At 47.2% G+C, this 24,066-nt stretch carries 20 protein-coding genes; 14 read left to right on the forward strand and 6 right to left on the reverse strand.

Translation table 11 applies throughout. The features are described 5' to 3' along the window. Positions 1–65 precede the first annotated feature (65 nt). Positions 66–863: an SDR family oxidoreductase gene (locus tag L3C95_RS29485; RefSeq protein ID WP_236393863.1), complete on the reverse strand. Its 798-nt coding sequence runs from the start codon at positions 861–863 to the stop codon at positions 66–68. 124 nt (positions 864–987) lie between these two features. On the opposite strand from L3C95_RS29485, the gene L3C95_RS29490 reads away from it, so the two are divergent. The 7 genes from L3C95_RS29490 (at position 988) to L3C95_RS29520 (ending at position 7,047) form a co-directional block, all read left to right on the forward strand. After that, positions 988–2,226, forward strand: a complete 1,239-nt coding sequence (locus tag L3C95_RS29490) for a sigma factor-like helix-turn-helix DNA-binding protein (protein ID WP_236393864.1) — start codon at positions 988–990, stop codon at positions 2,224–2,226. Between the two features lie 518 nt (positions 2,227–2,744). After that, a complete protein-coding gene (locus L3C95_RS29495; RefSeq protein ID WP_199652671.1) occupies positions 2,745–3,320 on the forward strand; it encodes an RNA polymerase sigma factor in 576 nt (191 codons plus the stop codon). Then, positions 3,308–4,747, forward strand: a complete 1,440-nt coding sequence (locus L3C95_RS29500; RefSeq protein ID WP_236393865.1) for an outer membrane beta-barrel protein — start codon at positions 3,308–3,310, stop codon at positions 4,745–4,747. The genes L3C95_RS29495 and L3C95_RS29500 overlap by 13 nt, the downstream gene beginning before the upstream one ends. A gap of 25 nt (positions 4,748–4,772) precedes the next feature. After that, positions 4,773–5,186, forward strand: coding sequence for an OB-fold putative lipoprotein (locus tag L3C95_RS29505; RefSeq protein WP_236393866.1), 414 nt, complete (start codon positions 4,773–4,775; stop codon positions 5,184–5,186). A gap of 11 nt (positions 5,187–5,197) precedes the next feature. Then, on the forward strand, positions 5,198–5,596 hold the full coding sequence (locus tag L3C95_RS29510) for a c-type cytochrome (protein WP_236393867.1): 399 nt from the start codon (positions 5,198–5,200) through the stop codon (positions 5,594–5,596). 9 nt (positions 5,597–5,605) lie between these two features. Beyond that, a complete protein-coding gene (locus L3C95_RS29515) occupies positions 5,606–6,148 on the forward strand; it encodes a YceI family protein (protein ID WP_236393868.1) in 543 nt (180 codons plus the stop codon). A gap of 8 nt (positions 6,149–6,156) precedes the next feature. Then, positions 6,157–7,047 (forward strand): DUF5777 family beta-barrel protein, encoded by an 891-nt coding sequence (locus L3C95_RS29520; protein WP_236393869.1) that lies wholly within the window; start codon positions 6,157–6,159, stop codon positions 7,045–7,047. A 177-nt stretch (positions 7,048–7,224) separates the two neighbouring features. Here the strand turns inward: L3C95_RS29520 and L3C95_RS29525 are convergent, their stop codons facing one another. After that, a complete protein-coding gene (locus L3C95_RS29525) occupies positions 7,225–7,656 on the reverse strand; it encodes a DUF2147 domain-containing protein (RefSeq protein WP_236393870.1) in 432 nt (143 codons plus the stop codon). A gap of 282 nt (positions 7,657–7,938) precedes the next feature. Between L3C95_RS29525 and L3C95_RS29530 the strand changes: the two genes are divergently transcribed. From L3C95_RS29530 to L3C95_RS29545, 4 genes are all read left to right on the forward strand, one after another. Further along, positions 7,939–12,408, forward strand: coding sequence for a gliding motility-associated C-terminal domain-containing protein (locus tag L3C95_RS29530; protein ID WP_236393871.1), 4,470 nt, complete (start codon positions 7,939–7,941; stop codon positions 12,406–12,408). A 4-nt stretch (positions 12,409–12,412) separates the two neighbouring features. After that, a complete protein-coding gene (locus L3C95_RS29535; RefSeq protein WP_236393872.1) occupies positions 12,413–13,405 on the forward strand; it encodes a type IX secretion system membrane protein PorP/SprF in 993 nt (330 codons plus the stop codon). Between the two features lie 74 nt (positions 13,406–13,479). Next, positions 13,480–14,397: an NAD(P)/FAD-dependent oxidoreductase gene (locus L3C95_RS29540; protein WP_236393873.1), complete on the forward strand. Its 918-nt coding sequence runs from the start codon at positions 13,480–13,482 to the stop codon at positions 14,395–14,397. A gap of 35 nt (positions 14,398–14,432) precedes the next feature. Continuing rightward, positions 14,433–14,882 carry a MarR family winged helix-turn-helix transcriptional regulator gene (locus tag L3C95_RS29545; protein ID WP_236393874.1) on the forward strand — a complete coding sequence of 150 codons (450 nt, stop codon included), beginning with the start codon at positions 14,433–14,435 and terminating at the stop codon, positions 14,880–14,882. A 324-nt stretch (positions 14,883–15,206) separates the two neighbouring features. Here the strand turns inward: L3C95_RS29545 and L3C95_RS29550 are convergent, their stop codons facing one another. Both L3C95_RS29550 and L3C95_RS29555 read right to left on the reverse strand, forming a co-directional pair. After that, entirely contained in the window at positions 15,207–17,573 is a 2,367-nt protein-coding gene (locus L3C95_RS29550; RefSeq protein WP_236393875.1) for a phosphoketolase, read from the reverse strand. Continuing rightward, a complete protein-coding gene (locus tag L3C95_RS29555; RefSeq protein WP_236393876.1) occupies positions 17,554–18,768 on the reverse strand; it encodes an acetate/propionate family kinase in 1,215 nt (404 codons plus the stop codon). The genes L3C95_RS29550 and L3C95_RS29555 overlap by 20 nt, the downstream gene beginning before the upstream one ends. A 57-nt stretch (positions 18,769–18,825) precedes the next feature. Here L3C95_RS29555 and L3C95_RS29560 point away from each other — a divergent pair, with 57 nt between their 5' ends. Then, the gene (locus L3C95_RS29560) at positions 18,826–19,440 is read left to right on the forward strand and encodes a hypothetical protein (protein ID WP_236393877.1); all 615 of its coding nucleotides are present in this window, start codon (positions 18,826–18,828) and stop codon (positions 19,438–19,440) included. Positions 19,441–19,525: 85 nt separating this feature from the next. Here the strand turns inward: L3C95_RS29560 and L3C95_RS29565 are convergent, their stop codons facing one another. After that, positions 19,526–20,770 carry a WG repeat-containing protein gene (locus L3C95_RS29565; protein ID WP_236393878.1) on the reverse strand — a complete coding sequence of 415 codons (1,245 nt, stop codon included), beginning with the start codon at positions 20,768–20,770 and terminating at the stop codon, positions 19,526–19,528. 116 nt (positions 20,771–20,886) lie between these two features. Here L3C95_RS29565 and L3C95_RS29570 point away from each other — a divergent pair, with 116 nt between their 5' ends. After that, positions 20,887–21,192: a hypothetical protein gene (locus L3C95_RS29570; protein ID WP_236393879.1), complete on the forward strand. Its 306-nt coding sequence runs from the start codon at positions 20,887–20,889 to the stop codon at positions 21,190–21,192. Positions 21,193–21,197: 5 nt separating this feature from the next. On the opposite strand, the gene L3C95_RS29575 is transcribed toward L3C95_RS29570, so the two are convergent. Then, entirely contained in the window at positions 21,198–22,427 is a 1,230-nt protein-coding gene (locus L3C95_RS29575) for a serine hydrolase domain-containing protein (protein ID WP_236393880.1), read from the reverse strand. Positions 22,428–22,716: 289 nt separating this feature from the next. Between L3C95_RS29575 and L3C95_RS29580 the strand changes: the two genes are divergently transcribed. Further along, a complete protein-coding gene (locus L3C95_RS29580; RefSeq protein WP_236393881.1) occupies positions 22,717–23,712 on the forward strand; it encodes a zinc-dependent alcohol dehydrogenase family protein in 996 nt (331 codons plus the stop codon). Positions 23,713–24,066: the final 354 nt, after the last annotated feature.

The following is a 24,066-nucleotide window of genomic DNA, read 5'->3' on the forward strand; positions in this document are numbered from 1 at the left end:
CGATCTTGTTCCATCGTGTGAAAAGTCTGCTGGCCTGGTGTGGCAAGACGGTGCTATTCTTATTGTCAGTTACCATCCAATCCTCTCTTCCTTGCAATGCGATAATAAGCAGGTGGTATTAGTATTCTGAGCCAGTATAGCAACCGTTCGCTTCTGGCGATGATCACATGTTTCTTTTTCCGGCTGATGGCCTTCAGTATCTTATCGGTGCACTCATCGACAGGAATACCATGCAGCTGCCCTTTGTCCATCTTCCCGTAAGCTATGCCGTCGCCTGTAAGGGCGGATAGTGATAGTGCTGTTTTGATCCTGCCGGGACTTACAATGGTCACATAAAAGTTGTCCAGTGTATGTTCCACCTGCAGTGTTTCAAAATATCCCTTCAATGCATGTTTGGAAGCAACATAACCGCTGCGCATAGGAAAGCCCATCAGGCCCGACATGCTGCTGATTGCTACCACATGTCCATGCCCCTGTCTTTTGAAATGGGGCAGCAGGTATTGTGTAAGTGCCAGCGGGCCGAGGAAGTTTACCTCCATCAGGCGGTTATATACAGACAACTGTGTATCAATAGCGAGAGAGCGTTGTCCAATACCGGCTGAATGAATAACAATGTCAATATGCCCATAGACACTGATGGCCTGTTCAACTACCTGTGCTAATCCTGCGTGATCCGTCATATCAGCCGTCAGCACTGTACACGCGGTATGACCTTTCAGCTGTTGTTCCAGTGCGATTAAAGCAGCATAATCGCGGGAAGAAAGGATCAACCGCGCGTTTTGTGCTGCAAATGCTTTCGCCAGCCCGGCCCCGATACCGGAAGAGGCGCCAATGATCCAGACAACTTTATATTCGAACTCCATGTTACCGACGATTTAGCCGTGCCGCAAAACTACGCTTTTGCTTTGATCGTTGAAATGGGCCGCTGGACGAAGGTTTGATCAGGTTCCATATATTTCGTATATTCCTGTTCTGATCGTCCTGGTTATGGAGGAGATAAATTACCACGGGAAAGAACTGCTACAAAGTATTGCTGAAGGCAATGAAACTTCTTTTGCCCGATTCTTCAGGGCTGTGGCTCCCCTGGTATATGCTGATCTTGCTATTATCCTCAAAGGAGATGCCCGGTGTGTTAATGCGGTACTGCAGGAAACCTTCATCATCATCTGGTTGCACAGAGACAAGCTACCTCTCGTAAAAGATCTGGACGCCTATGTGCGCTCGGTAGCCCTGCAGGAATGTTATAGTTATCTGCAGGACACATCAGCAGACGAACTGCTCCCCATACCACAGTATGAAGAGGACATTCCTCCTGAAATACAGCATTACAAGGCTTATCAGTCACTGATCCACGATACGATCATGTCCCTGCCTGAGCAGCGGAGGCTGATCTATGAGATGCACCGGTTAAAAGGAATGCCTCCCGCTAGGATAGCTGCAGCTATGCAGTTGTCAGCCGACACTGTTACTCACGCCATAAACGCCGTGCATCAGTCTGTAAGGCAATGTCTGAAGGATGTGGCGCACAGTAGTGTAACGTCCCGTCACAATCAATGGGTAGTGGAGAAAACAAAGCTGCTGGAGGTACAGCCTCCGGCTATTCCTCCTTTCGACGAACATTGGATGCGCATGGTGTTAAAAGCTACGGCGATAGACCGGCCTATACCGGCAGATAGTACCCCGATGATCAGGCGGTTCTATTCCCATCGCCTCAATTACCTGTACGCCATTGCCGCACTGTTGTTTCTGATAGTAGGGCCGGGTATTTACCTGATCGTGATGCGTTCGGAGAAATCAGCCTCTTTCAGGGCAATGTCTTCCGCCAGTCAGCATAAGTCTAAAGACACCCTGCCCGATGGTACAGAGGTGTGGATGAACATCGGTAGTGCCGTCAGGTATCCGGCCACCTATAATGTGGCTGGCAGGGTAGTGGAAGTGGAAGGAGAGGCCAGTTTCAAAGTAAGCAATGGTGTCACTCAGCCATTTCATATCCGGGCTTATGAAGTATATGCCGATGTAACAGGCCCTCATTTTAATATACATGCCCATACCACCCCATCCCGCCTGGTAGTTACGGCCCTGGGAAACAGTCTCAGGATACAGACAGAAGGGAAGGACCTGACCCTGTTGTCCGGCCAGCAGGCAGACATTACCCAGGACGGTACCATTACAGTCACCCCTGCCGACACTGCGGCTATCGCCAGCTGGAAACAGGAACTTAAATAACTAATTTATTGCTAGCCAGTTCCGGGCAACAAACCATCAATCGGCTCCGTAGGTGCCGTATGTTTGTAGCGCGGGGTTTTCAAACCCCGGGGAACGGGTTTCAACCCCGCGAACGTGTTTTCACCCCGGAGCAACGGCCATCCGCGGGATAATAAAACCGGGCAACAAACCGTCAATCGGCTCCGTAGGTGCCGTGTGTTTGTAGCGCGGGGTTTTCAAACCCCGGGGAACGGGTTTTTAACCCGGAAAACGGATTCCAACCCCGGGCCCGGGGAAACGGGGTTTCCCCCGGGGCCGGGGGCCATTCCCCAGGGTAATAAACCCGGAATAAATGTAATTTTACGGTAGATAATACCAGGCGGGGAATAATTTTTCTTCCAAAACTAATTGGTTAATAGTTGCTTATATAGCTGTGGGATTCTTATCTGGAAATTATTTTATACCTCAGGCAACCCTTTCTTGTTGGGTTCCGTATTAAGAAGGTATACAGGACACATGTGAGCCTCTATTGATAAGCATTGGAACAACTGACTACCATAATACAGGGGTGCATTAATAAACAGCCCAGATGCCAGAAGTTATTGTATGAGCAATACTATGGCTATGCTTTTAAGATCGTGTTCAGGTACATTTACCGGTATGAAAATGCCAAAGATGTTGTGAACGATGGCTTTGTGAAGGTATTTACCCGTTTTGACAAGTTCAGTTGCGAAGAATCTGAAGACCAGGAAAAGATGTTGATGGGATGGATCAGGAAGATTATGGTCAATACGGCAATTGATGAACTGAGACGGAAGAATATGATACCTGAGATCGGAGGCATACCGGAAGAGGTATGGGAAGTGCCGGACGTAGGACAATCAGCCGAACAGAAATTATATTACAAAGAGTTGATCGTACTGGTCAAAGAATTGCCGCCATCCTACCAGGTGGTATTCAACATGTATGTAATTGATGGATTCTCCCACCAGGAAATTGCTGATAAGCTCAATATCAGTATTGGTACCTCAAAGTCTAACCTGGCCAAAGCAAGGGCGTACTTACAAAAAAAATTAAACACAGATATACCTGAAATAGACGTATGCAGCTCCTAGACGACGATATGGACGAACTTTTCCGCAATGCGGCCTCAGATTATCCCCTGAATACTGGCGGAGGAGACTGGGAAGCTGTGCGGGACAGGTTGCAGCAGGCTGATAATAATCAGCAGGGAACGGCTACGGGCAGGCGTACCGGTCGCTGGTGGTTTAGACCCGGTCTCTTCGGGATCCTGACTGCACTGCTTCTTGTTACAGCTATCAAAGGCCTGTACGACGGCGAACGTCTTCTTTCAGGAGATGACGGCAAAGCATTATCTCATCCTAAGCAGCAGCATACGCCGGTTAACACACAGACTACCGGTATACCGGCTGCCCCGGATGTTGTAAACAACAATGAAAGTGAGAACGATCAGTATAATGAAGAGAAAGACCAGGATACTAAAGAGGCTGTAAACGGAAGCCAGATCATAAAAGGAAACAGCGTTGCTACCGGTAGCAGCGATCATCAGGATACGCATGAACATGTAGGCAGGAATAATAAGCAGGAGGTTACAGTAAAACCTGATCAATATACGGCCGGCCGGTTGACAACAGGGAACAGTGAACAATCCTCCGTGAACAGGAAGACAGGGAATACCGCTGTACGCTCTGGCGTGGTCCGCGATGTTCCCACCAGCAGTTATCCTGCTGCCAGGCCGGGGATAACTGCTGTTAATAATACACAATTGAGCCTTGATGGCATTAGGGGCACTGCTAACAGGGAGATATATCCGAAAGTGAATATCCTGCATGCCAGCAACAGGATCCGGATACCGGCCATTGTAAGGGCTGATAGCAACGTTACAGTGCCGGCAAGGAAGATGAAACAGGAGCCCGCTTCCCTGAGAAAAGGATTGTATTACGGATTGATTGCAAGCCCGGATATCACGACTGTGAAATTTCAGCGTACTTCCAATGTGGGATATAACGTAGGACTGATAGCCGGTTACAGGTTCAGTAAAAGACTGGCAGTGGAAACCGGTGTGATATACGAACGCAAATATTATTATTCAGAAGGCAAATATTTCGACACAAAGAAAACACCATGGCCAGATGACATGAAGCTGATAGATGTGGATGGGTGGTGTAACATGTACGAAATACCGCTGAATGTGCGATATACTTTTGCTATAGGGAAAAAAAGCAGTTGGTATGTTAACGGCGGGATGTCGTCGTACGTCATGAAAAAACAGGGATATAATTATAGTTACGAATACTATGGAACTTATGGAGACCGGGATTGGGTGTATAAAAAATCCACCAAAGACTGGTTCTCAAACGTGCACCTGGGCGTTGGCTATGAACGCCCGGTTGGTGTATTAGGAACCCTGCGGGTAGAACCATATGTAATGATACCTGTAAAAGGCATTGGTGTAGGAGAGCTGCCCGTAACGAGCGTGGGCATGAACGTTGGCCTGACACGGCCATTGCGGCTGAAATAAGAACCGTACTTAATAAGATTATAACATGACGCGAAGAAAATTGATCATTCTCGCAGGGGCATTGCTTTGCCTTATAGCGGCGGGAACAGGATACTATTTGTACAATAAGCCAAGGACTTCCGCAGCAGAAGCCCGCACAGATAAACATATCAGTGCGCAGAAACTGTACGAAGAATTTGCCAGTAATGAACAGCAGGCTAACAGCAATTATGTGAATAAGGTAGTAGAAGTGAAAGGTACTGTCACTGATGTCCAGAAAACAGGAACATCAGTATCCGTATTACTCGCAGGAGGTGCAGGAGGCGTGAATTGCAGCATTGTTCCCGGAGAGGAGAAGCAGCTGCCTAAAATAGGAGAGTCAGTGCTGATCAAGGGATTGTGCACCGGAATGCTGATGGATGTAAGTATTGTCGACGCAACTATTATAAATCACAAGTAACAATTTTGATTATGAAAAAACTACTGTTCCCTTTATTTGCAATTGCCATTGCATGCACAACTACCATCGTTTCATGTTCAAAAGACAACGAACAGGATCTTGGCAACAACAATCCTCCTGATGGTGGTGGCAATAATAACTGTGATACCGCCAATATGAAGTATGCAGCCAACATTCAGCCTATCATCAGCGCCAGCTGTTACGGCTGTCATGCCAATGGCAACGTAAGCGGTGGCGTATCACTTGGCACCTATGCCGGTGTGAAGGCACAGGTTGACAATGGTAATCTCCTGCACGTAATCAACCACGATCCTGGTTACCCTGCTATGCCACAGGGCGGTTCGAAATTGTCTGATTGTAATATTAATAAGATCAGATCCTGGATCAATCATGGTGCACTGAACAATTAAACTGTTGTGATGATGAAAACCATATGCTTTATTGTACTGGTTTGTCTGTCCTACCTGCCCATGCAGGCGCAGACATATATGACCAGAAACGGGAATGTCAGCTTTTTCTCCAAAACTCCACTGGAAGATATCAAAGCTGAGAACAGCCAGGCTTTCGCCGCCGTAGATCTTACAAAGAAATCCGTAGCGTTTACATTGTTGCAGCGGAATTTCCTGTTTCCTAAACAGTTGATGCAGGAGCATTACAATGAGAACTACGTGGAAAGCGATAAGTTTCCTAAAGCACAGTTCAGCGGTACTTTTACCGGTGATGTGCCCACAAAGCCAGGTACCTATAAGGTGCAGGTAAGTGGACAGCTCACGCTGCACGGTGTTACACAGCAGATCACTGTGCCTGGAGAACTGGAAGTACAGGAAGGAAAACTGACTGCGAAATCTGCTTTTGCGGTGAAACCTTCCGACTTCAATATCAAGATCCCGTCTCTGGTAAAAGATAAGATTGCGTCACAAATTAATATACAAATAGTCGCGGTGTGTCTGCCGGCAAAATAGTTTTGAATATGCAAAAGATAGCCTGTTATATCATATTGTGTTTATTACTTGGAAATGTAGCTGCCATTGCGCAGGATACGAGTCTGCTGAATATGTTGAACGATTCGGAGAATGCTGCTGATAAGCCGCATATCGTAACCGGTACGTTCAAAGCCACACAGCTGATCAACATGCCTACTGTAGAATCGCCCGGTAAACAAAACCTGCAGTTCCTCATTATGCACCGTTTCGGTAAGCTGAATGAAGGTGCTTATGAGCTGTTCGGACTGGACAATGCTTCTATCCGCTTTGGCCTGGATTATGGAATAACTGACAGGTTATCCGTAGGCGTAGGCAGAAGTTCTGTTGACAAAGCATTTGATGGCAATATCAAGTATAAGATATTACGTCAATCAGCAGGTGCAGGCGCAATACCGGTTTCGATCAGTCTCTACGAACTCGTAACTCACTATACACAGCGTTATACGGAGAAATCTTTTCTGAATACGCGTTTCCGTACCAGTTATACTTCCCAGCTACTCATAGCCAGGAAGTTTTCACGTAACCTGTCCCTGCAGCTGGCGCCATCGTGGACGCATTATAACCTTGTGGCTACACCGCAGGATAATAATGACATCTTTGCCATCAGCGCAGGAGGCAGAATGAAGTTTACCAAGAGGATGAGTCTTACAGCTGAATACAATTATCTGTTACCTGACCAGGTAGTGTCAACTAAGGTATATAATTCACTTTCCCTCGGAGTAGACATTGAGACAGGTGGACACGTATTTCAGCTGGTATTCACTAATTCCAATGGAATGATCGGACCTTATTACCTGTCTAAAACAAATGGTAGCTGGGACAAAGGTGATATCTTCTTCGGATTCAATATCTCGAGGAATTTCAACTTCAGAAAGTAACGAAAGGAATTGATCACTGCTTCACAGCAGTTAAAGGCATAGCGCGTTCTAAGAGAAGAACCATTTACGGACAGGGGAATAACAAACCTAAGCCAACAGGGTTGGGCCGGCAGGTTGAGGAAAGCGGTCGTTCATCAAACGCCGCCTTCCCAGGCCTGCCTGGCTTTTTTATAGTGTTTAAGCTTTTGTCCATATTGTAGTACGGCCCAGTAAGGTAATGCCGATATAACCTTTGATCTGTAATACATTTCCCTTGAACTTCATCACACAACTATACGTCTTTCCACTCTTGGGATCATAGATCTTTCCACCTTCCCATTCACCGTCGTCATACGTGAAATCGGTCAGCAGTACCAGATCCTGTAATTTACGCTGCCGCAACTTCGGATCAGGATTCTTGATATCTGTTCTGGAACTGCCGTCTGGTTCATACATATTCTTCCCCCAAATCAGCTTGCCAAAATATTTGTTGCCGCTTTTATAGATCTCAATCTTACCATCTTTTTCTTCGTTCAGCCATGAACCAATTATTTTGTCTCCCGCACTTTGTGCGAAAATGCCGCCTGTAACAATCAGTAATGTAAACAGGAAAAGGGTGAGCTTTTTCATCGTTAAATGTTTAAAAATTTGTTTTAGGGAAATACGGTCATACCGGTAATGAATACCTGCAATATTCAGGCCGTTCCGGTGATACGGCAACCGGTAAATGGCTTTTTTATGAAATCACGGAAAGTAATATAACTCAATGGTTTCGTGTATACTGTTCCTGTTACAGGTATAATAATTTGTATTCATATTATATTTATATCATAAATATATCTAAATTAGAAACCAGGTTGTGTATAGTTAGTGGATTACTTCATGAGGGATCCATCTAGTTCCCAATTACTTATGAATCGAATTGCCATTGGATTATTGAAAACTTTGTCGCCGGTATTTTTTCTTGTATCAACAACACTAGCACAAAAAGGATATATCTACGTACATGTCAGCGCACTAAATGAAGAATCATCTCCTGATTTTCAGTTCACTGTGAACGGGGGGCCAACAGTTGTTCCTGACTTTTATCTGAACGATCAGCCGTTTGTGTCTGACCGCACTTACGATATAGGCGCTAGTCATGGCATCACTGCTAACGGGCTGGGAGACGGAGAGTTATGGGCGTCTATGGAACTATCCGGACAGATATATCACAGACCTGCTGGCAGCAGTCAGTGGACGGCTACCGGATTGACCGGTACCTCGCTGGACGGTGCAGGGCCGGGACAGTTCGTTAATATCGATGCTAACGGCAACGCATATTTCTTTGATGGTAGTAATCAGCAGGTTATATACACGGCAGCTGGACATGGCGGTTTGAAAGCAGCGGACATTACATATGGTGAGGGCCGCATTGCAATTGTGACACATGATGGCAGTATCTGGAAAAATGATGGGGTATCAGCTCCTTATACCGATGCCTGGACTGTACTGGCTCCCGCAGGTGCTGCCACCCGCCTGGATATGCTGCCTTCATCGGGAAGGATTGTTTATTACAGCAACAGCGGGAACGTATATACCTTGCCATTTACGGGAGGAACTGCTACGAATATTGGCAGTCCCGGCACAAGTGATGTCGCCTTTGACGATGACGGAACAATTTATGCCAATGGCAGCAAATGGGGCGGTGGTACTACCTGGATATCCGATGCAACAGGCAATACATTCCTCAATCATACTACCGCTGGTCCTGCGGGGCAGGCATGGTGTACATCTATCGCATCCAATGCAGCGGGAACAATTTATACACGTACGCCCGCGCAGGGTATCTGGATAGATGACGACAGACCACGGCTTCCTTATAAAGGAAATGTTATTATACTACCAGTAGATGCCGGGACTTACACATTGTCGGCAGTAATACCTGCCGGTTGGAGCCTGGATGGTATTCTGCTATACGATCCTACTGGTAATTCTACCGCGTCCGTCAGCACATCCCAGTCAACCATCAATGTGACAGCAGGAGAGGTAGTACATGTGGTGGTGCGTGAGGCATTGCTATCGCCAATAGCCATGTCGCAGGCATGCGGTGTGATATCAACGGAAGATTTTGGTACTGCATCATCATCGCCAGTTGTTACCACCTCTTATCACTATCAGAACAACAACAATATCAGCGATGGTTATTACACCATCAATACAACTAACAATACCGGTACACTGACCGATCATACTACCGGCACAGGTAATATGATGCTGATTAACGGTACTGCGCAGAAAGAAGTCTTTTACCGGAAAAGGCTTACCAACCTGCTTACCGGTCAACCGTATAAACTGAGCTTCTGGGTGGCGAACACCAATCCGGCAGCTCCGGTTAAACCTGATATCCTTGCGGGACTGGTCGGTACAGATGGCCTTGTGATCTCATCTTTTAGCACAGGACCTGTTACCAGCAATGGATGGACATCGTATACATTTACCTTCAATGCACCTGGCAGTACCGCTGATATCTTCCTGCGAAATAATGCCAGTGGCAGTAACGGGAACGATCTCGCCCTGGATGATATAGCGATCATTCCGATGGCTGGTGTACTGCCATCCAGTACGCTGACGCCTGCAACGCCGGGGATATGCGCCGGCAATACCTGTGTTATCGCCAATACTACCAGTGGTGGTGTATGGTCCACCAATAATGCCACAGCCGCTACTGTAGACGCTACCGGAAAAATATCAGCCATCAGCGAAGGCTATGCAGATATTACTTATACAGTGACAGATGCTACAGGATGTCAGGCAACGGCTATCACTACCATGACGGTATATGCACGGCCAACAGTTACGGCAACAGCCGGTACCACGGGCATTTGTATAGGCGGTGCAGTAACATTGTCAGCAACAGCAGATAATACCCTGCCGCCCTATACTTATCAGTGGTCGTCATCTCCACTTGCCGGAGCAGCCATTACGAATGATCAATTACAAAATACTACTGCTGCTCCCACTACTGCTGGCAGTAGCTATACATACATTGCGACCGCTGTTGATGCACGTGGATGTACGTCTTCAGCAGCTACAAATACAGTGACTGTTCATCCGCCGCCAGTTGCGGCTATCAGTTATCCCACAGATGTTTGTGCAACAGGCATCGCTACTGTCGCCCGAACTGGCATTGCAGGTGGAACATACAGCGGCACCGCCGGATTGATCGTTGACGCTGCTACCGGTACAATTGATCTGCAGAACAGTAGTGTGGGTACACATACAGTAACTTATACATTCAGCGACGGACAGTGTACCGCTACAACAACAGCTGATATAAATATCCATGGCCTGCCGCTTATTGCTGCTATATCCGGCGATGCTGCTGTGTGCGAAGGACAACAGATTGCACTGAACAATGCTACTGCAGCTGGTACCTGGAGCAGTGATAATACCAATATCGCTACGGTAGATGCTGCAGGTGTAGTAACAGGAATATCAGTAGGGACCGTTGCTATTGTTTATACCGTTACAGACAATTATGGCTGTACCAGCAGTGCAGAAGATACTATTACAGTGAATGCACTTCCTACAGCAACCATTGCCTACGGACGTGCAGTGTATTGTTTTACGGGTACTGCTGATGTAATACAGACCGGTATTATCGGTGGGCTGTTCAGTACCACAGCCGGACTGGTGATTGATGCGCAGACCGGAACACTTGATCTTAGTGCGAGTGCGCCTGGTGTATATACAGTAACCTATTTTTTCAAAAATAGTACCTGCTCAAATAGTACCACAACAACCGTAACAGTAGAAGGCAAGCCTTTTGTGGCACCTGTTACCGGAAACAATATGATATGTATTGACAACCTTGGCGCTACTCTCACCAGCGCTACCAGCGGAGGAGCCTGGAGCAGCAGTGATAACAAGGTGCTGACGGTAGATGCTGCAGGACATGCAACAGGAATAGCACCTGGTACAGCAATTGTTACTTATGAGGTCACTACGCCAAGTGGTTGCAGCAATACAACTGATTTTACAATGGTAGTACCGCCATTGCCAACATTCAGTGCATCCAGCACACCTGCAACCTGCAATAACAGCAATGATGGCAGTATTATTATACAGCCGCCAGGCAGTGGTTATCAGTATGCCCTGAATGGCAACTGGGGAACAGCAAATACGTTTTCCAACCTCAATGGAGGCAATTACAGTGTGCAGGTGATGAATGAGAAAGGTTGTGTTTCAGCGCCGGACACGGTCACTGTAATGGCTCCCGGTCCTATCGGACTGATTGTAACACCGAAAGATATTACCTGTCACGGGGAAAGTACAGGCTCCCTCTCACTGACTGCTGTAGGTGGTACGCTGCCTTATCGCGTAGTATGGAGTACAGGCGCCACCAACAACAAGATCACCAATCTGCCGGCAGGTGAATACAGTGTAACGGTGACTGATAAGAATGGATGTTCATCATCTATTAATGTAACATTGACAGAACTATTTCCTGTATTTGTAGTCAACGATCCTGTGAAGCAGGAAGGAGGTTTGCTGACTATCTCAGGAAAGGCTATGCCGCGCGCCGATATTCTCGTTACTTATCCTGATGGCAGTTTTACAACCACGCACACTGATGCCAAAGGTAACTTCAGCACACTGTCTCCCGATGTAGTTGGTACGGGCACGATCACTGTTACTGTAACAGATCCTTACAGTAAAGGTAACTGCACCAAATACCTTACTTACAGGAACAGCACTGTTGCTGATCTGTCCATTATTAAATCCATTACCATCGTAGATGCGCCAACAATAGGCGATGAAGCAACCTTCACGATCACGGTAAATAATAAGGGACTGGATCATGCTACACAGGTGATTGTGACAGATGATATTTCCAATATGCTCGAGGATGTGGTGAATATCACTACTACTGGTGGCAATACCACCTTCAATACCCGCACGCGGCAGGTTGTATGGACCATCGACACGGTGTATGTAAATAAACCTTTGCAGTTGTCATTCACTACCCGCATTACCAGGGGCGGCTTGCTGGAAAATACGGCAGTAGTATCCGGACAGGAACCCGATCCTGACGAGAGCAATAATGCTGCGACTATCAAGCCGGTGGAGATCTCTCCCGATCTCTATATACCGAATGTAGTGACGGCTAATGGTGATGGTAAGAATGATTATTTCATGGTGAGAGGTATAGAACAATACCCGGGCTCTGTATTGGAAGTATATAACCGTTGGGGCAACCAGGTGTATTACTCTGGCAACTATGGTAACAACTGGGGAGGAGCGGGGTTATCTGCAGGGATTTATTATTATGTACTGAAGATCAATATGTCCCGTACCGTAAAAGTGTATAAGGGATACATAGAGCTGATCCAAAAATAATATTATGAAAAGGGCTTGTTTACTGTTCATCTCCTTTTTACTGGCCTGCATGGCGCAGGCGCAGCAGGATGTGCAGTTCAGTCAGTATGTGTTTAATGGGTTGAGTGTAAATCCTGCCTATGCGGGATACAGGGAAGAATTATATCTGCACAGCACTTATCGTCAGCAATGGGCTGGTTTCGAGGGCGCGCCGCAAACAGGTACCATTGCAGTAGATGGCGTTACAGATGTATATACGAAAAGGGTAGGCTTAGGCGGACAAGTCACCTGGGACCGTCTTGGTCCGCAGGAGTCTATTGCGCTTTACGGCTTTTATGCCTACCGTATACCGATGGCAAATGACAGTCGTCTGAGCATCGGTCTGAGCCTGGGCGCAACACAATATGCGGTTGATGGCAGTTCCCGTAAATATGTAGATGCGGACGATCCTGCATTAACACTCGGTAAACAAAGTACGCTTGTGCCTGATGCCCGTTTCGGTATTTATTATAATACCTACAGAACGTTTATCGGCTTTTCTGTCATGGACCTGTTCTCTGCCTATACCGGCGGTAAAATGTACTTCGGTAACGGCACATTGTACTCCACCTTGCGTAAATCCCGGCATATCTATCTCAGTGGCGGAACGGTGATATATCTTAACAACGATATTAAACTGAAACCTTCCGTAATGATCAAGGAAGACCTGAAAGGCCCTACCAATATTGACCTCAATGTTTTTGTACTGTTACAGGAACGTCTGTGGCTGGGAGCTTCTTACAGGGCGGGTGTGAATCTCGGGGGGAAAACAGCCTTGACTTCATCAGTTGATCCTGGTACGGCTGTCAGCCTTATGACAGAAGTATTTGTGTCGGATAATATGCGGCTGGGTTACTCCTATGATCTTTCCACGAATGGTATATCACGGTACCAGCGGGGCTCACATGAGCTATCCATCGGTATTTTATTCCCGCACAACAACAAGGTGGATAACACACGATGTGCGAGGTATTTCTGATAACCCTTGATTTGTCCTATAGAATCCGTACTTAATCCTATACCGGCAAAATCCTTCGTTCGTACTTTTACCGAATGAAGAATATACAGCAATTTGACGTCGCCATTATTGGTGGAGCATCCGCGGGACTTGCCGCCGCTTTAATACTTGGTCGTTCTATACGCAAAACAGTAGTATTCGACACAGGCGAACCACGCAACAGACCGGCAGCACATGCACATAATGTATTTACACGGGACGGCGTATCGCCACTGGAGATCCTCGCTATCGGAAGGGAACAGCTGAAAGCATATCCTTCTGTCACCATAGCGCAGGAGAGAGTGATAACAGCTGCAAAAGAGGATGGTGCATTCCGGCTGGAAACGGCATCGGGAGGAACTTTTGTTGTCCGGAAAGTAATTATCGCAACAGGTGTGAAAGACATTTTACCGGAGATCGCCGGCATACAGGCTTTATGGGGAAACAAGGTGATCCATTGTCCTTATTGTCATGGCTGGGAAGCAAAGAATACACCTATAGCATTGATCGGCAATGATGATATGGCCTATCATCTGATTCCGATAGTTCGTAACCTGAATAAAGATCTGACGGTCTTTACTAATGGGAAAAGCGCATTTTCTGAAGAGCAGCAGGCAAAGTTGCAGCAGCAGGGCATAGGGCTGATAGAAACGCCGGTAACAGCAGTGGAAGATGCAGGAGATGGCATGAGGCTGGTGCTGGCAGATGGAACGGTTCATCATAAGCAAGCCGCTTACGTCAGGGCTGTCCGGATGCAGTTTAACAATGAGCTGGCTGTTCAGCTGGGATGTGAATTGGAAGAGGCCGGATCTATTAAAGTAGATGAGTTCCAGCAAACAACTGTACCGGGCGTATTTGCTGCCGGAGATGTGGCCCATCCTATGTTTCATCAGGTGATGGCAGCAGCTGCCGGCGGTCTTAAAGCGGGTGGCATGTGTAATGGACAGCTGTCTATGGAGGATTTTGAAAAATAGTTGTAGGTTTAACTAATTTATGATTACTTTAGTGCGTGAAATCACCTGAAGATATCGTTCATATAAAGGCATTGGGAGAGGCTGTATCAGTCGTCCGAGACGCTATGCGGCATTTTGTACAACGCCGGCTGCGGGAACAGAATATCGACCTGACCTTTGAAATGTTACAGGTTATCAGCACTTTAACGGAGCGGGGTGAGATCAATCAACAGGAAATTGCCAATCTGCTGAATAAGGATAAAACAAGCATTACTTACCTCCTGGACAATCTTACCAAAAGAGGATTAGTGATGAGAGTAGAAGATCCCAATGACAGAAGGAACAAAATCATACACATGACGGAAGCAGGCCGGCGGGTAACCGACCTGCTCATCCCCATCATACACGAATTACATGCGCAGGTCAGCAAAGGGCTATCTGCAGATTACATTAAGAACGTAACAAGATCATTACTGGTTATCAAAAGCAATCTCGAAGAGGAGTAGCTTTTTTTTGACCTAATAGTTGAATATTTAACTAATAATGATCTCAGGATTTTGTTACATACAGTGTAACAGTTGTAGGTTTTAAGTAGTACACCGGGGTAATCTTATTCCGGTGTTTTCATTTAGATAAAGTTCTGATATATGTGAAAATGAAATGGTTTTGATAAAAATCCGCGATTTGTCCAATAAAATCCAGCTTTCGTACAGCGGCTATACAAAAATGCTCACTTACTTTTGTAGTAGAAAAATATTTGATTACAGATAATGTAACAGTTGTAGGTTTAAGCAGCACACCGGAATAGTCCTATTCCGGTGTTTTCATTTTTATACGGCATCTTCCCATTTCCAGTCTTTAATATCAGGCATATCTTCCAGGCATTCCCGGATGTATATATTGTGCATGTGTAATTTATCTTCAAAATGATTTATTACTACATCACCTTTTTCCAGTGCCCTTTCTGTTCTTTGTATAGCCGCAATGGCAAGATGGAAGCGGCTGATCTTATTCAGCACTACCATGTCGAATGGTGTGGTGGTGGTACCTTCCTCTATAAATCCTCTTACATGGAACCGTGCGGGATCGGGCCGTCCGTGTACGAGGTCGTGAATGATCCTTACATAGCCATGGAATGCAAATATGACAGGTGCGTCATCTGTGAACAGTTCCGTGAAGAGGGCAGCGTCCATTCCATGGGGATGATAGTCCCGGGGAGAAAGCGCCATCAGGTCCACCACATTCACTACTCTCACTTTTAAGTCGGGAATATGTTTACGAAGTAACCATGCCGCTGCAACAGTTTCCAGTGTAGGTACGTCGCCGGCGCATGCCAGCACCACATCGGGTTTCTCTTTATTGTCATTGCCTGCCCATTCCCATACAGAGGCTCCCTGTGCACAGTGCGCCGCCGCCTCGGCAATGTTCAGCCATTGTAAGGCTGGCTGTTTGCCTGCCACAACGAGGTTAACGTAGTTCCTGCTTTTCAGGCAATGGTCCATTACTGAAAGGAGGCAATTAGCATCAGGCGGCAGGTAGATGCGGATGACGGAGCTCTTCTTATTCACAACGGTATCAATGAAGCCTGGTCCCTGGTGACTATACCCGTTGTGGTCCTGCCGCCAGCTATGAGAGGTGAGCAGATAGTTGAGCGAGGGCAGATCGTTCCGCCAGGGGATTTCCAGGCACAGTTTCAGCCATTTTGCATGCTGGTTGAACATAGAGTCCACAATGGTAATGAAGGCCTCATAACAAGGGAAAATGCCATGCCTGCCTGTGAGCAGGTAGCCTTCCAGCCATCCCTGGCAGAGGTGTTCACTCAGTACTTCCATGACCCTGCCATCAGGAGAGAGATGATCATCGCTGTCCAGCATGGGTTCCATAAAACAGCGGTCGGTAGCTTCGAACACGGCATTCAGCCGGTTGGAGGTGGTTTCATCGGGGCAGAACAGACGAAAGTTGTTACTGTCATCATTCAGCTTGAACACGTCTCTCAGCATCTTGCCCAGTTCTCTGGTGCCTTCTGCAATGGTAACACCCGGGTGCGTGACTTCCACTGCATAGAGTGTAAAGTCGGGCATGTCCAGCGGCTGGACTGTCTTACCCCCGTTAGCATAGGGATTTGAGCCCATCCGCTTGTCGCCCGCCGGCACCAGTCTGGCCAGTGAAGGCAGAAGGCGGCCATCCTCCGTAAAGTGTTTTTCCGGTCGGTAACTGCGCAGCCATTGTTCCAGCAAAGCCAGCTGGTCCTGGTCTTGTTTTACATCCGGCAGTGGCACCTGGTGAGAGCGGAAGGTGCCTTCGATGCGTTTCCCTTTCCACATAACAGGACCCGTCCATCCTTTGGGAGATCGTAATATGATCACCGGCCAGAAAAGTGTTTCCTGGCGTTTTTTACCATTCCTGGCATCGTCCTGTATTTCCCTGATCTGTTTATAGGCAGCGTCCAGTGCTACTGCCATTTCCTGGTGGATGGCGTTCGTTTCTTCCGCCTTTACAAATAAAGTGACATAGCCGTAACCGTTAAAAAGCGTGGCGAGTGCATTGTCTGACATACGCCCCATCACAGTAGGCCCGGATATCTTGTATCCGTTCAGGTGCAGGATAGGCAGGACGGCGCCATCGCGTACAGGATTAAGAAAACAATTTTGTTTCCAGCTGCCTGCCAACGGTCCCGTTTCAGCTTCACCGTCACCTACTACACAGGCAGCTATGAGATCAGGATTATCCATTACGGCGCCTGCAGCATGGACTAAGGCATAGCCTAATTCTCCGCCTTCATGTATCGAGCCGGGCGTGTGTGCACTTACGTGACTGGGAATGCCACCGGGAGTGGAGAACCTGCGGAAGAACAGTTTCATTCCTTTTTCATCCTGTGTGATGTCAGGATAGGTCTCTGTATAGGAGCCTTCCAGGTAAGTGTTGGCCAATACAGCAGGAGCGCCATGTCCGGGCCCGCATACAAACAGTATATCAGCATTGGTGTCCCTGATTAAGCGGTTAAGATGTGTATAAATGAAATTGAGACCTGGCGAAGTGCCCCAATGCCCCAGTAGCCGGGGCTTAATATGATCAGGTAACAGGGGTTCTTTCAGTAATGGGTTAGCCTGCAGGTAAATCTGTGCAGCGGCAAGGTAATTGGATGCTTCCCAGTAGGCATGGATGTCATGTACCTGTTCATGTGTGAGAGTTGCCATATTGTGTGGTTTTGTGTGACTGCAGGCATTCTTGTGTATGCTGTGCAATAATGCGTTCTTCATTGGTTGCCATTACACGGACGGTGACCCGGCTACCGGAAGGAGAGATAATGTCGTTCTTATCATCATTCAGAAAAGGATCCACTGCAATGCCCAGGTATTCGAGTCCTTCACAGATCCTTTCTCTGATAACCGGGGCATGTATGCCGATACCACCCGTGAATACCAGTGTATTTATACCGCCCGCAGCGGCCGTTAATGCCCCGATGTATTTCTTTGCCTGGTAGCAGAATAGCTGGATGGCTTCGGCTGCCCGCGGGTCTTTGTTTTCCTGTTCAAGTAAGGTTCTGATATCTGATGCGCCGCCGGAAATGCCTTTTAATCCGGACTGGGTATTCAGTAGTTCATTCAGCGCCCGTTCACTGATGAAATGTTTTTCCTTCAGCAAATAAAGGATCACACCGGGATCAAGGTCGCCAGAGCGGGTACTCATTACCAGTCCGCCGGTAGGAGTTAGTCCCATCGTTGTATCCAGGCTCCTGCCGTTCTTTACCACGGCCATACTGGCGCCATTACCGAGATGAGCAATAACAATGCTGCCGTTGGCTTCCTGTGGTGCGAATTGCTTCAGTTGTTGATAAATGTACTCATACGACAGGCCATGAAAGCCGTATCTGATCACACCATCATCCCACAGGTGTCTTGGAAGCGCGAAATGCCGCGCAGCAAAAGGCATGTCTTTATGGAAAGCCGTATCAAAACAGGCCACCTGTGGAATGCCCGGATAAGCATCTTCAAATGCGCGTATCGCTGTTATTTCAGCCGGTAAATGACCAGGCGCTAAGGGGATCAGTGTTTCGAATGTCTGCAGCAGGTTGGCTGTTATCAGTTCAGGCAGGTAATGTTCCTTTCCTCCCTGTACGATCCTATGGCCGATAGCATAAACCGCGTAGGGACTATAACTTTCTTTCAGTAGCTGCAGCAGGAACTGTATGGCCGCATCGAGGTCAGCCATGGGCTGGTCGACACGTTCCTCATGACCCATTGCATCCATCAGGCGGATGCTGCTATCCCTGCCGATGTCCTGAATATTTCCCTGGCTGATCAGTTTTACGGAAGACAGGTCGAAAAGTGCAAACTTGAGGCTGGAAGAGCCACAATTGATCGTTAGAATGACTGGTACCGGATTATCCATATCAGCTGTGTTTGTTCTGGCATAAAATTTTAATAGTATTTAACCTAAATCAATTGTATGCCAGATCATATTTCAGCGCCATTCATCCCGGTGCAATATACAGGAGAAGAAACGGAAACGTCCGCAGAAAGGCAGGCGGGCAATGAACAGGCCGCTGTTGCAATTTTTGAGCGTGCTGTCAGAAGGCTGCAGAATATTAACGGGTGGGGAAAATTATGTGGAGCTTTATCTTCAGAATTTCAGCTGGTGGATAAACTGGGCGAAGAGGTGGATGGCCCTGCAAGTGCCGGTTTGTATATCCGTATTGATATACCTGGGCCGGGCAACAGTGTGGGTAAGGGTTACGACTGGGTGTTGATAGAACAGCTGGAAGACGTGCGGCTGAATGACCGGCAACAGGTATTTTTTATCAGGGCAAGGCCTACAGGCCATCCTTTGCAGAAACATGCCGGTACAGCCCATTTCCTGAAAGAAGAAGCTACCAGTTCTTTTGTGATCACCAGGGATAGTGAAGAGGTGACAGCTACCGTATACGGCAGGAATGAAGTGCCAAATACGGATGCGCAGGAAATGAAGGATAAAATCCGTAATGCGGTGATAGGGGCAGGAGGAGCTATAGGCATTTCGAAACTGCAGTGGAAGGCGCTGGTGAAATCGCTGCTGGAAGATTAATACCAAAGTGCCAAATTCACGGCAATAAAAAAAGCCGCCTCAGCTATATTCTGAAGACGGCTTGCCTGTATGATCGTTGAAGCAACTATTCTTTATATCCCGGGATATAGATTTCGCCGCTTGTTTTGTCCATATAACCTCTTGTGCCACTGGCCACCTGTACCAGCAACGCCTGGCGATTCACATCTTCGTCAATTACGCGTGCCAGGACCGGCTTTTTCAGTTCTTTCATTGATTCGGCCGGAATTACACCCACCCTGTTGCCTACTTTCGTTTCTACGAAGGCATAGTGGCCGATGTTGTCTTCACGGTAGGTCACGTCATCATAGATCAATGGGATAAGTACATTGCCTTTCATATCGATCACACCTGCCTTGCCATTTTTTACCGCTTTGATCTTACCCGGATATTTGGCCAGGCCTGCACGATAGGACATATATTCCAGCTGCGTATACCCGTTAATGTCGATACTGTCCAGCACTTTCGGCTGCTGAAACACGCGTTCTTCCAGTGTGACCCTCCATTTTTCATTTGCCAGCTTATAAATATGCAGGTCTTTTTTGGAATCATCTTTCAGGCTGCCCGCTGAACTGGTTTTATTCATATCATCTTCCACCTTTTTCGCTGCCTTTGTCACTGCAGCAGATGCTGGTCTGCCGCTGGCGTCAAAATAAACCACACGTTCATCTTCAGTGGTAGCTTTGATAAGGTCCTGTGTACCGTCAGACGCTCCCTTTATTTCGCTATATGTTGCGGGGATGATCTCTTTACCGGTCAGGGCTTCCACTACGCCATATTTATCATCGATGTTGACGATCACATAATCCTTCAATGACTTTTCATCGAAAAATTCTGCATCGTCATAAGGGAATTTTTTAGAGACTGGTTCACCGGTGGTCATATTTACAATTCCTACAGAACCCTCTTTTTTAGCCAGCAGGAGGTTCGCTGTTTTAGACATTGGCGTCATACCGGGCAATTCAAATACAAGCGTTCCTTTTTGTTTACCTGTAGAAGGGTCCAGCAGGATATAACCTTTCTGTACTTTGGCGATGGCCATACCATTTGGCGATACAAAAGGCATATCATTGTAGGAGCAGGGATATACAATTCTGCCGGAAGAGTGTATCAATCCCACTTTTTTATTATTCTCAACCCGTGCATATTCACCTTCAAACAGGTGTATACTGTCGAACTGAGGTTCTATTACAACCGCATGTTTTTTATTGGTAAGCCCCCATTTGTTTTTTTCTGCATAGGGATATAGACCATCCTGTGCATTGCACCAGGCACTGATCAGCAGAACAGGCAGGAAGAATATGGCTTTCATAAAGTATAGGTTTGGTGTGTAGCAAATATAACGTTTTTGTTCAATATATTCAGCTTCTCTTTAATGTGTTGGTATGTTAAAGAGTAGAAGGTATATTTGCGACCGAATACAGCAAAATGAAACATCTATCCGCTTTCGAAGGATGGGTAAGCCAGGTAATAAAAACTGTACAAATGAGAATTAGCGAACAGGCGTTATTAGTAATTGAGCAACTGAAACAGGCCCTTAGCGATACAGAAGTAGCTAGCATCATATCTGCATTTGCAGAAAACACAGCGAACAACAGAATATATTTCGAGCGGCTCGAAACGCTCATTGAAAATATCTCTCCTCTGGAATGCAACAGTCAGCAATGGCGTAATTTCAGGATTGCCCGCATCAGCATGGGCCGTCTGTTCACGCTGGACGCAGTAAACGCCTGATAGCATTACTGTCTGAAGGCGGCAAGGATATGTCTGATCATATCATCCATGGATTTATTTTCTATCCATCTCACGACAGCAACAAGTTCATGACCGGGGTCTATGTAGATGAGGTTTGTACCGTTACCGATATGTACAAATGCATCTGCAGGAGCGCTGGGAAGTAATTCCTTGCCTGTATTCAGGAACCAGTTCATATACCCGTATGTTGGTTTAGCTGTAGTAGGTGTGAGGGATTGTTTTACCCATTTTTCGGAGATGAGTTGTTTTCCGTTCCAGTTACCCTTGTGTAGTGTGAGCAGGCCGAAACGGGCCATATCATAGGCATGGATGAACATTCCGCCGCCCCAGTGTCCGCCGCCACTGACAGATTGTACGGCACTGCCATCCAGTACGATCCAGGAATTGCGGTAGCCATTCCATCTCCAGGTATTGGAAGCGCCTATTTCATCCATGATATTTGTTTTCAGCACCTGGGGCAATGGTTTACGCCATACGCTGGTAGCGGCAAGGGCGAGGGCGTTTACTCTTACGTCATTATATTTCCATACAGCACCAGGTACATTCCGCTTTCTTGTCATCCACTCTGACGCATTTCCCTCCGGTCTGTCAGCCCAATCAGGTTTACCCCATAATGTGCCTTCCCAGTCGCTTGTTTGCCGTAACATAACATCCCAGGTCAGTACACTATTATGTGGGCCTGCAAACGGGTATATCAACTGTGGTTGTCCCAGTTGCTCTGCGCCCGGACCGATGGCTACAGGATTATATACTTCAATGGGCGGCACATAATGTGACACGGTATCCTGTACACTGCGGATAAGACCTTTATCGACTGCCAATCCCACCACTACAGAAAGAAAACTTTTGGTGACACTGTGTGTCATGTCCACGCGTGTTGGTTCGCCCCATTCTGCCACGATATAACCTTTATAAACAATTACACCAGTGGCGTCCCCTCTGGTGGAGAAAGGGCCGATACCTGTGCTGAACGGTTCTTTTCCGAAACTCAGTGCCTGTGCTATCTCCATGTTACGGGGTGCTTTGGTTTCATTGTCTTTCGCAAACTGTATGGCAGCTGCCAGTTTTGCAGTATCCAGTCCAAGATCGGCGGGCGAGCGGTGTTGCCAGACATCTTTTGCGGGAAAATATACCGCATTTTTACTGGTCTTTGATTGTGCGGAAAGCGGTGTGGTAGCACTTAACAGCAATAGAGAGAGCAACAGGTGTTTCATTTAGGTAAGATAGTGATCTTTCTGATATGTTATATATCGTCAAATCACCGGAATAATTGCGATATATGGTCACAGTGTCATCTTGGCATAGTCTCAACTAATTGTTAATCAGTTTGTTATTGAATGGAACACTTTTTAGTATAGAGACGTGGCCATGGCATCTGGCAGTTCTATTTCCTGTGTGGGCAATTACTTGCCTGTTCAGCAACAACTATAGCTACAGATAATGTGTGCACGTAATTGGAGTTTATAAACAACAGATCAGTAAAAAGATTAACCGGCTAAGACTATGAAAAATGATCACATGCACGCGCTCATTCTGGAGAATTATGGCGACCCGTTTGTATATGCGCAAATAGACAGGCCCAAACCAGATCATGGCGAAGTATTGGTAAGAGTAAAGGCCAGTGGTTTAAATCCGCTGGACGCGAAAATTAAAGCAGGGCAGGCAGAATTAGTGAAACAGCCATTACCTGCTATTCTGGGGATTGATATGGCGGGCATAGTAGTGGAAGTCGGTGAAGGTGTGACAGGCTTTGCTCCGGGCGACAAAGTGTATGGCATGACCGGAGGTGTAGCCGGATTACAGGGCTCCCTGGCAGAGTACGTGGCTGTGGATGCAGAACTGATTGCCAGGAAACCGGTCAACCTTACGATGCGGGAAGCTGCCGCCATCCCACTGGGATTCATTACCGCCTGGGAAGGACTGGTAGATAAGGCGAAAGTATTTGCCGGACAGAAAGTACTCATACATGGCGGTTCCGGAGGAGTAGGACAAATGGCCATACAGATCGCAGTTGCCTTTGGTGCTGATGTATATGCTACTGACAATGATGGTAAGAAAGCAGTGGTTGAATGGCTGGGAGCTACATATATCGACTACGAAACTATGAGCGTGGCCCAATATGTGGATAACTACACTCATAGAGCGGGTTTTGATATTGTATTTGATACCGTAGGCGGCGCTACGCTGGATGCTTCCTTTGAGGCTGTAAAGCCGATAGACGGACATGTGATCAGTTCTCTGGGATGGGGTTCACATAGCCTGGCTCCATTATCTTCGAAAGGAGCTACCTATTCGGGCGTCTTCACATTATTGCCTATGCTCACAGGCATGGGAAGAGAACATCACGCTGCCATCTTAAGGGAAGCAACGAGGATGGCGGAAGCAGGTCAGATATTACCACTGCTGGATCCCCGTCACTTTCATCTGCAGACGGCAGAACAGGCGCATACGCTTATCGTAAATCGCACGGCGACGGGTAAGATCGTGGTGGAGATATAGATTTGTTTAGAGTTATTTATATGGATCGGGTGCGGTATGAGATAATCGCACCCGATCCTTTTTTTATTGTATTGATATTGGGGGAGGCTCGTTAGGTACCGGGGGAATATGCTATCATGGGTGAAACGACGCGTTGCAAACACGAAATCCGGGGGGAAACGACGCGTTGCAAACACGAAACCCGGGGGAAACGTCGCGTTGCAAACACGAAATCCGGGGGGAAACGTCGCGTTGCAAACACGGACCCGGGGAAACGTCGCGTTGCAAACACGGACCCGGGGGAAACGTCGCGTTGCAAACACGGACCCGGGGTTGAAACCCCGCGTTGCAAACACGAAACCCGGGGGGAAACCC

The sequence above is a fragment of the Chitinophaga filiformis genome, from assembly GCF_021646545.1.
GTDB classification, from domain to species: domain Bacteria; phylum Bacteroidota; class Bacteroidia; order Chitinophagales; family Chitinophagaceae; genus Chitinophaga; species Chitinophaga filiformis_A.

Bases quoted from the DNA above. Each gene is read 5' to 3' on its own strand.
- L3C95_RS29485 (WP_236393863.1), bottom strand. From the start codon at position 863: ATGGAGTTCGAATATAAAGTTGTCTGGATCATTGGCGCCTCTTCCGGT.
- L3C95_RS29490 (WP_236393864.1), top strand. From the start codon at position 988: ATGGAGGAGATAAATTACCACGGGAAAGAACTGCTACAAAGTATTGCT.
- L3C95_RS29500 (WP_236393865.1), top strand. From the start codon at position 3,308: ATGCAGCTCCTAGACGACGATATGGACGAACTTTTCCGCAATGCGGCC.
- L3C95_RS29505 (WP_236393866.1), top strand. From the start codon at position 4,773: ATGACGCGAAGAAAATTGATCATTCTCGCAGGGGCATTGCTTTGCCTT.
- L3C95_RS29510 (WP_236393867.1), top strand. From the start codon at position 5,198: ATGAAAAAACTACTGTTCCCTTTATTTGCAATTGCCATTGCATGCACA.
- L3C95_RS29515 (WP_236393868.1), top strand. From the start codon at position 5,606: ATGATGAAAACCATATGCTTTATTGTACTGGTTTGTCTGTCCTACCTG.
- L3C95_RS29520 (WP_236393869.1), top strand. From the start codon at position 6,157: ATGCAAAAGATAGCCTGTTATATCATATTGTGTTTATTACTTGGAAAT.
- L3C95_RS29525 (WP_236393870.1), bottom strand. From the start codon at position 7,656: ATGAAAAAGCTCACCCTTTTCCTGTTTACATTACTGATTGTTACAGGC.
- L3C95_RS29530 (WP_236393871.1), top strand. From the start codon at position 7,939: ATGAATCGAATTGCCATTGGATTATTGAAAACTTTGTCGCCGGTATTT.
- L3C95_RS29535 (WP_236393872.1), top strand. From the start codon at position 12,413: ATGAAAAGGGCTTGTTTACTGTTCATCTCCTTTTTACTGGCCTGCATG.
- L3C95_RS29540 (WP_236393873.1), top strand. From the start codon at position 13,480: ATGAAGAATATACAGCAATTTGACGTCGCCATTATTGGTGGAGCATCC.
- L3C95_RS29550 (WP_236393875.1), bottom strand. From the start codon at position 17,573: ATGGCAACTCTCACACATGAACAGGTACATGACATCCATGCCTACTGG.
- L3C95_RS29555 (WP_236393876.1), bottom strand. From the start codon at position 18,768: ATGGATAATCCGGTACCAGTCATTCTAACGATCAATTGTGGCTCTTCC.
- L3C95_RS29560 (WP_236393877.1), top strand. From the start codon at position 18,826: ATGCCAGATCATATTTCAGCGCCATTCATCCCGGTGCAATATACAGGA.
- L3C95_RS29565 (WP_236393878.1), bottom strand. From the start codon at position 20,770: ATGAAAGCCATATTCTTCCTGCCTGTTCTGCTGATCAGTGCCTGGTGC.
- L3C95_RS29570 (WP_236393879.1), top strand. From the start codon at position 20,887: ATGAAACATCTATCCGCTTTCGAAGGATGGGTAAGCCAGGTAATAAAA.
- L3C95_RS29575 (WP_236393880.1), bottom strand. From the start codon at position 22,427: ATGAAACACCTGTTGCTCTCTCTATTGCTGTTAAGTGCTACCACACCG.
- L3C95_RS29580 (WP_236393881.1), top strand. From the start codon at position 22,717: ATGAAAAATGATCACATGCACGCGCTCATTCTGGAGAATTATGGCGAC.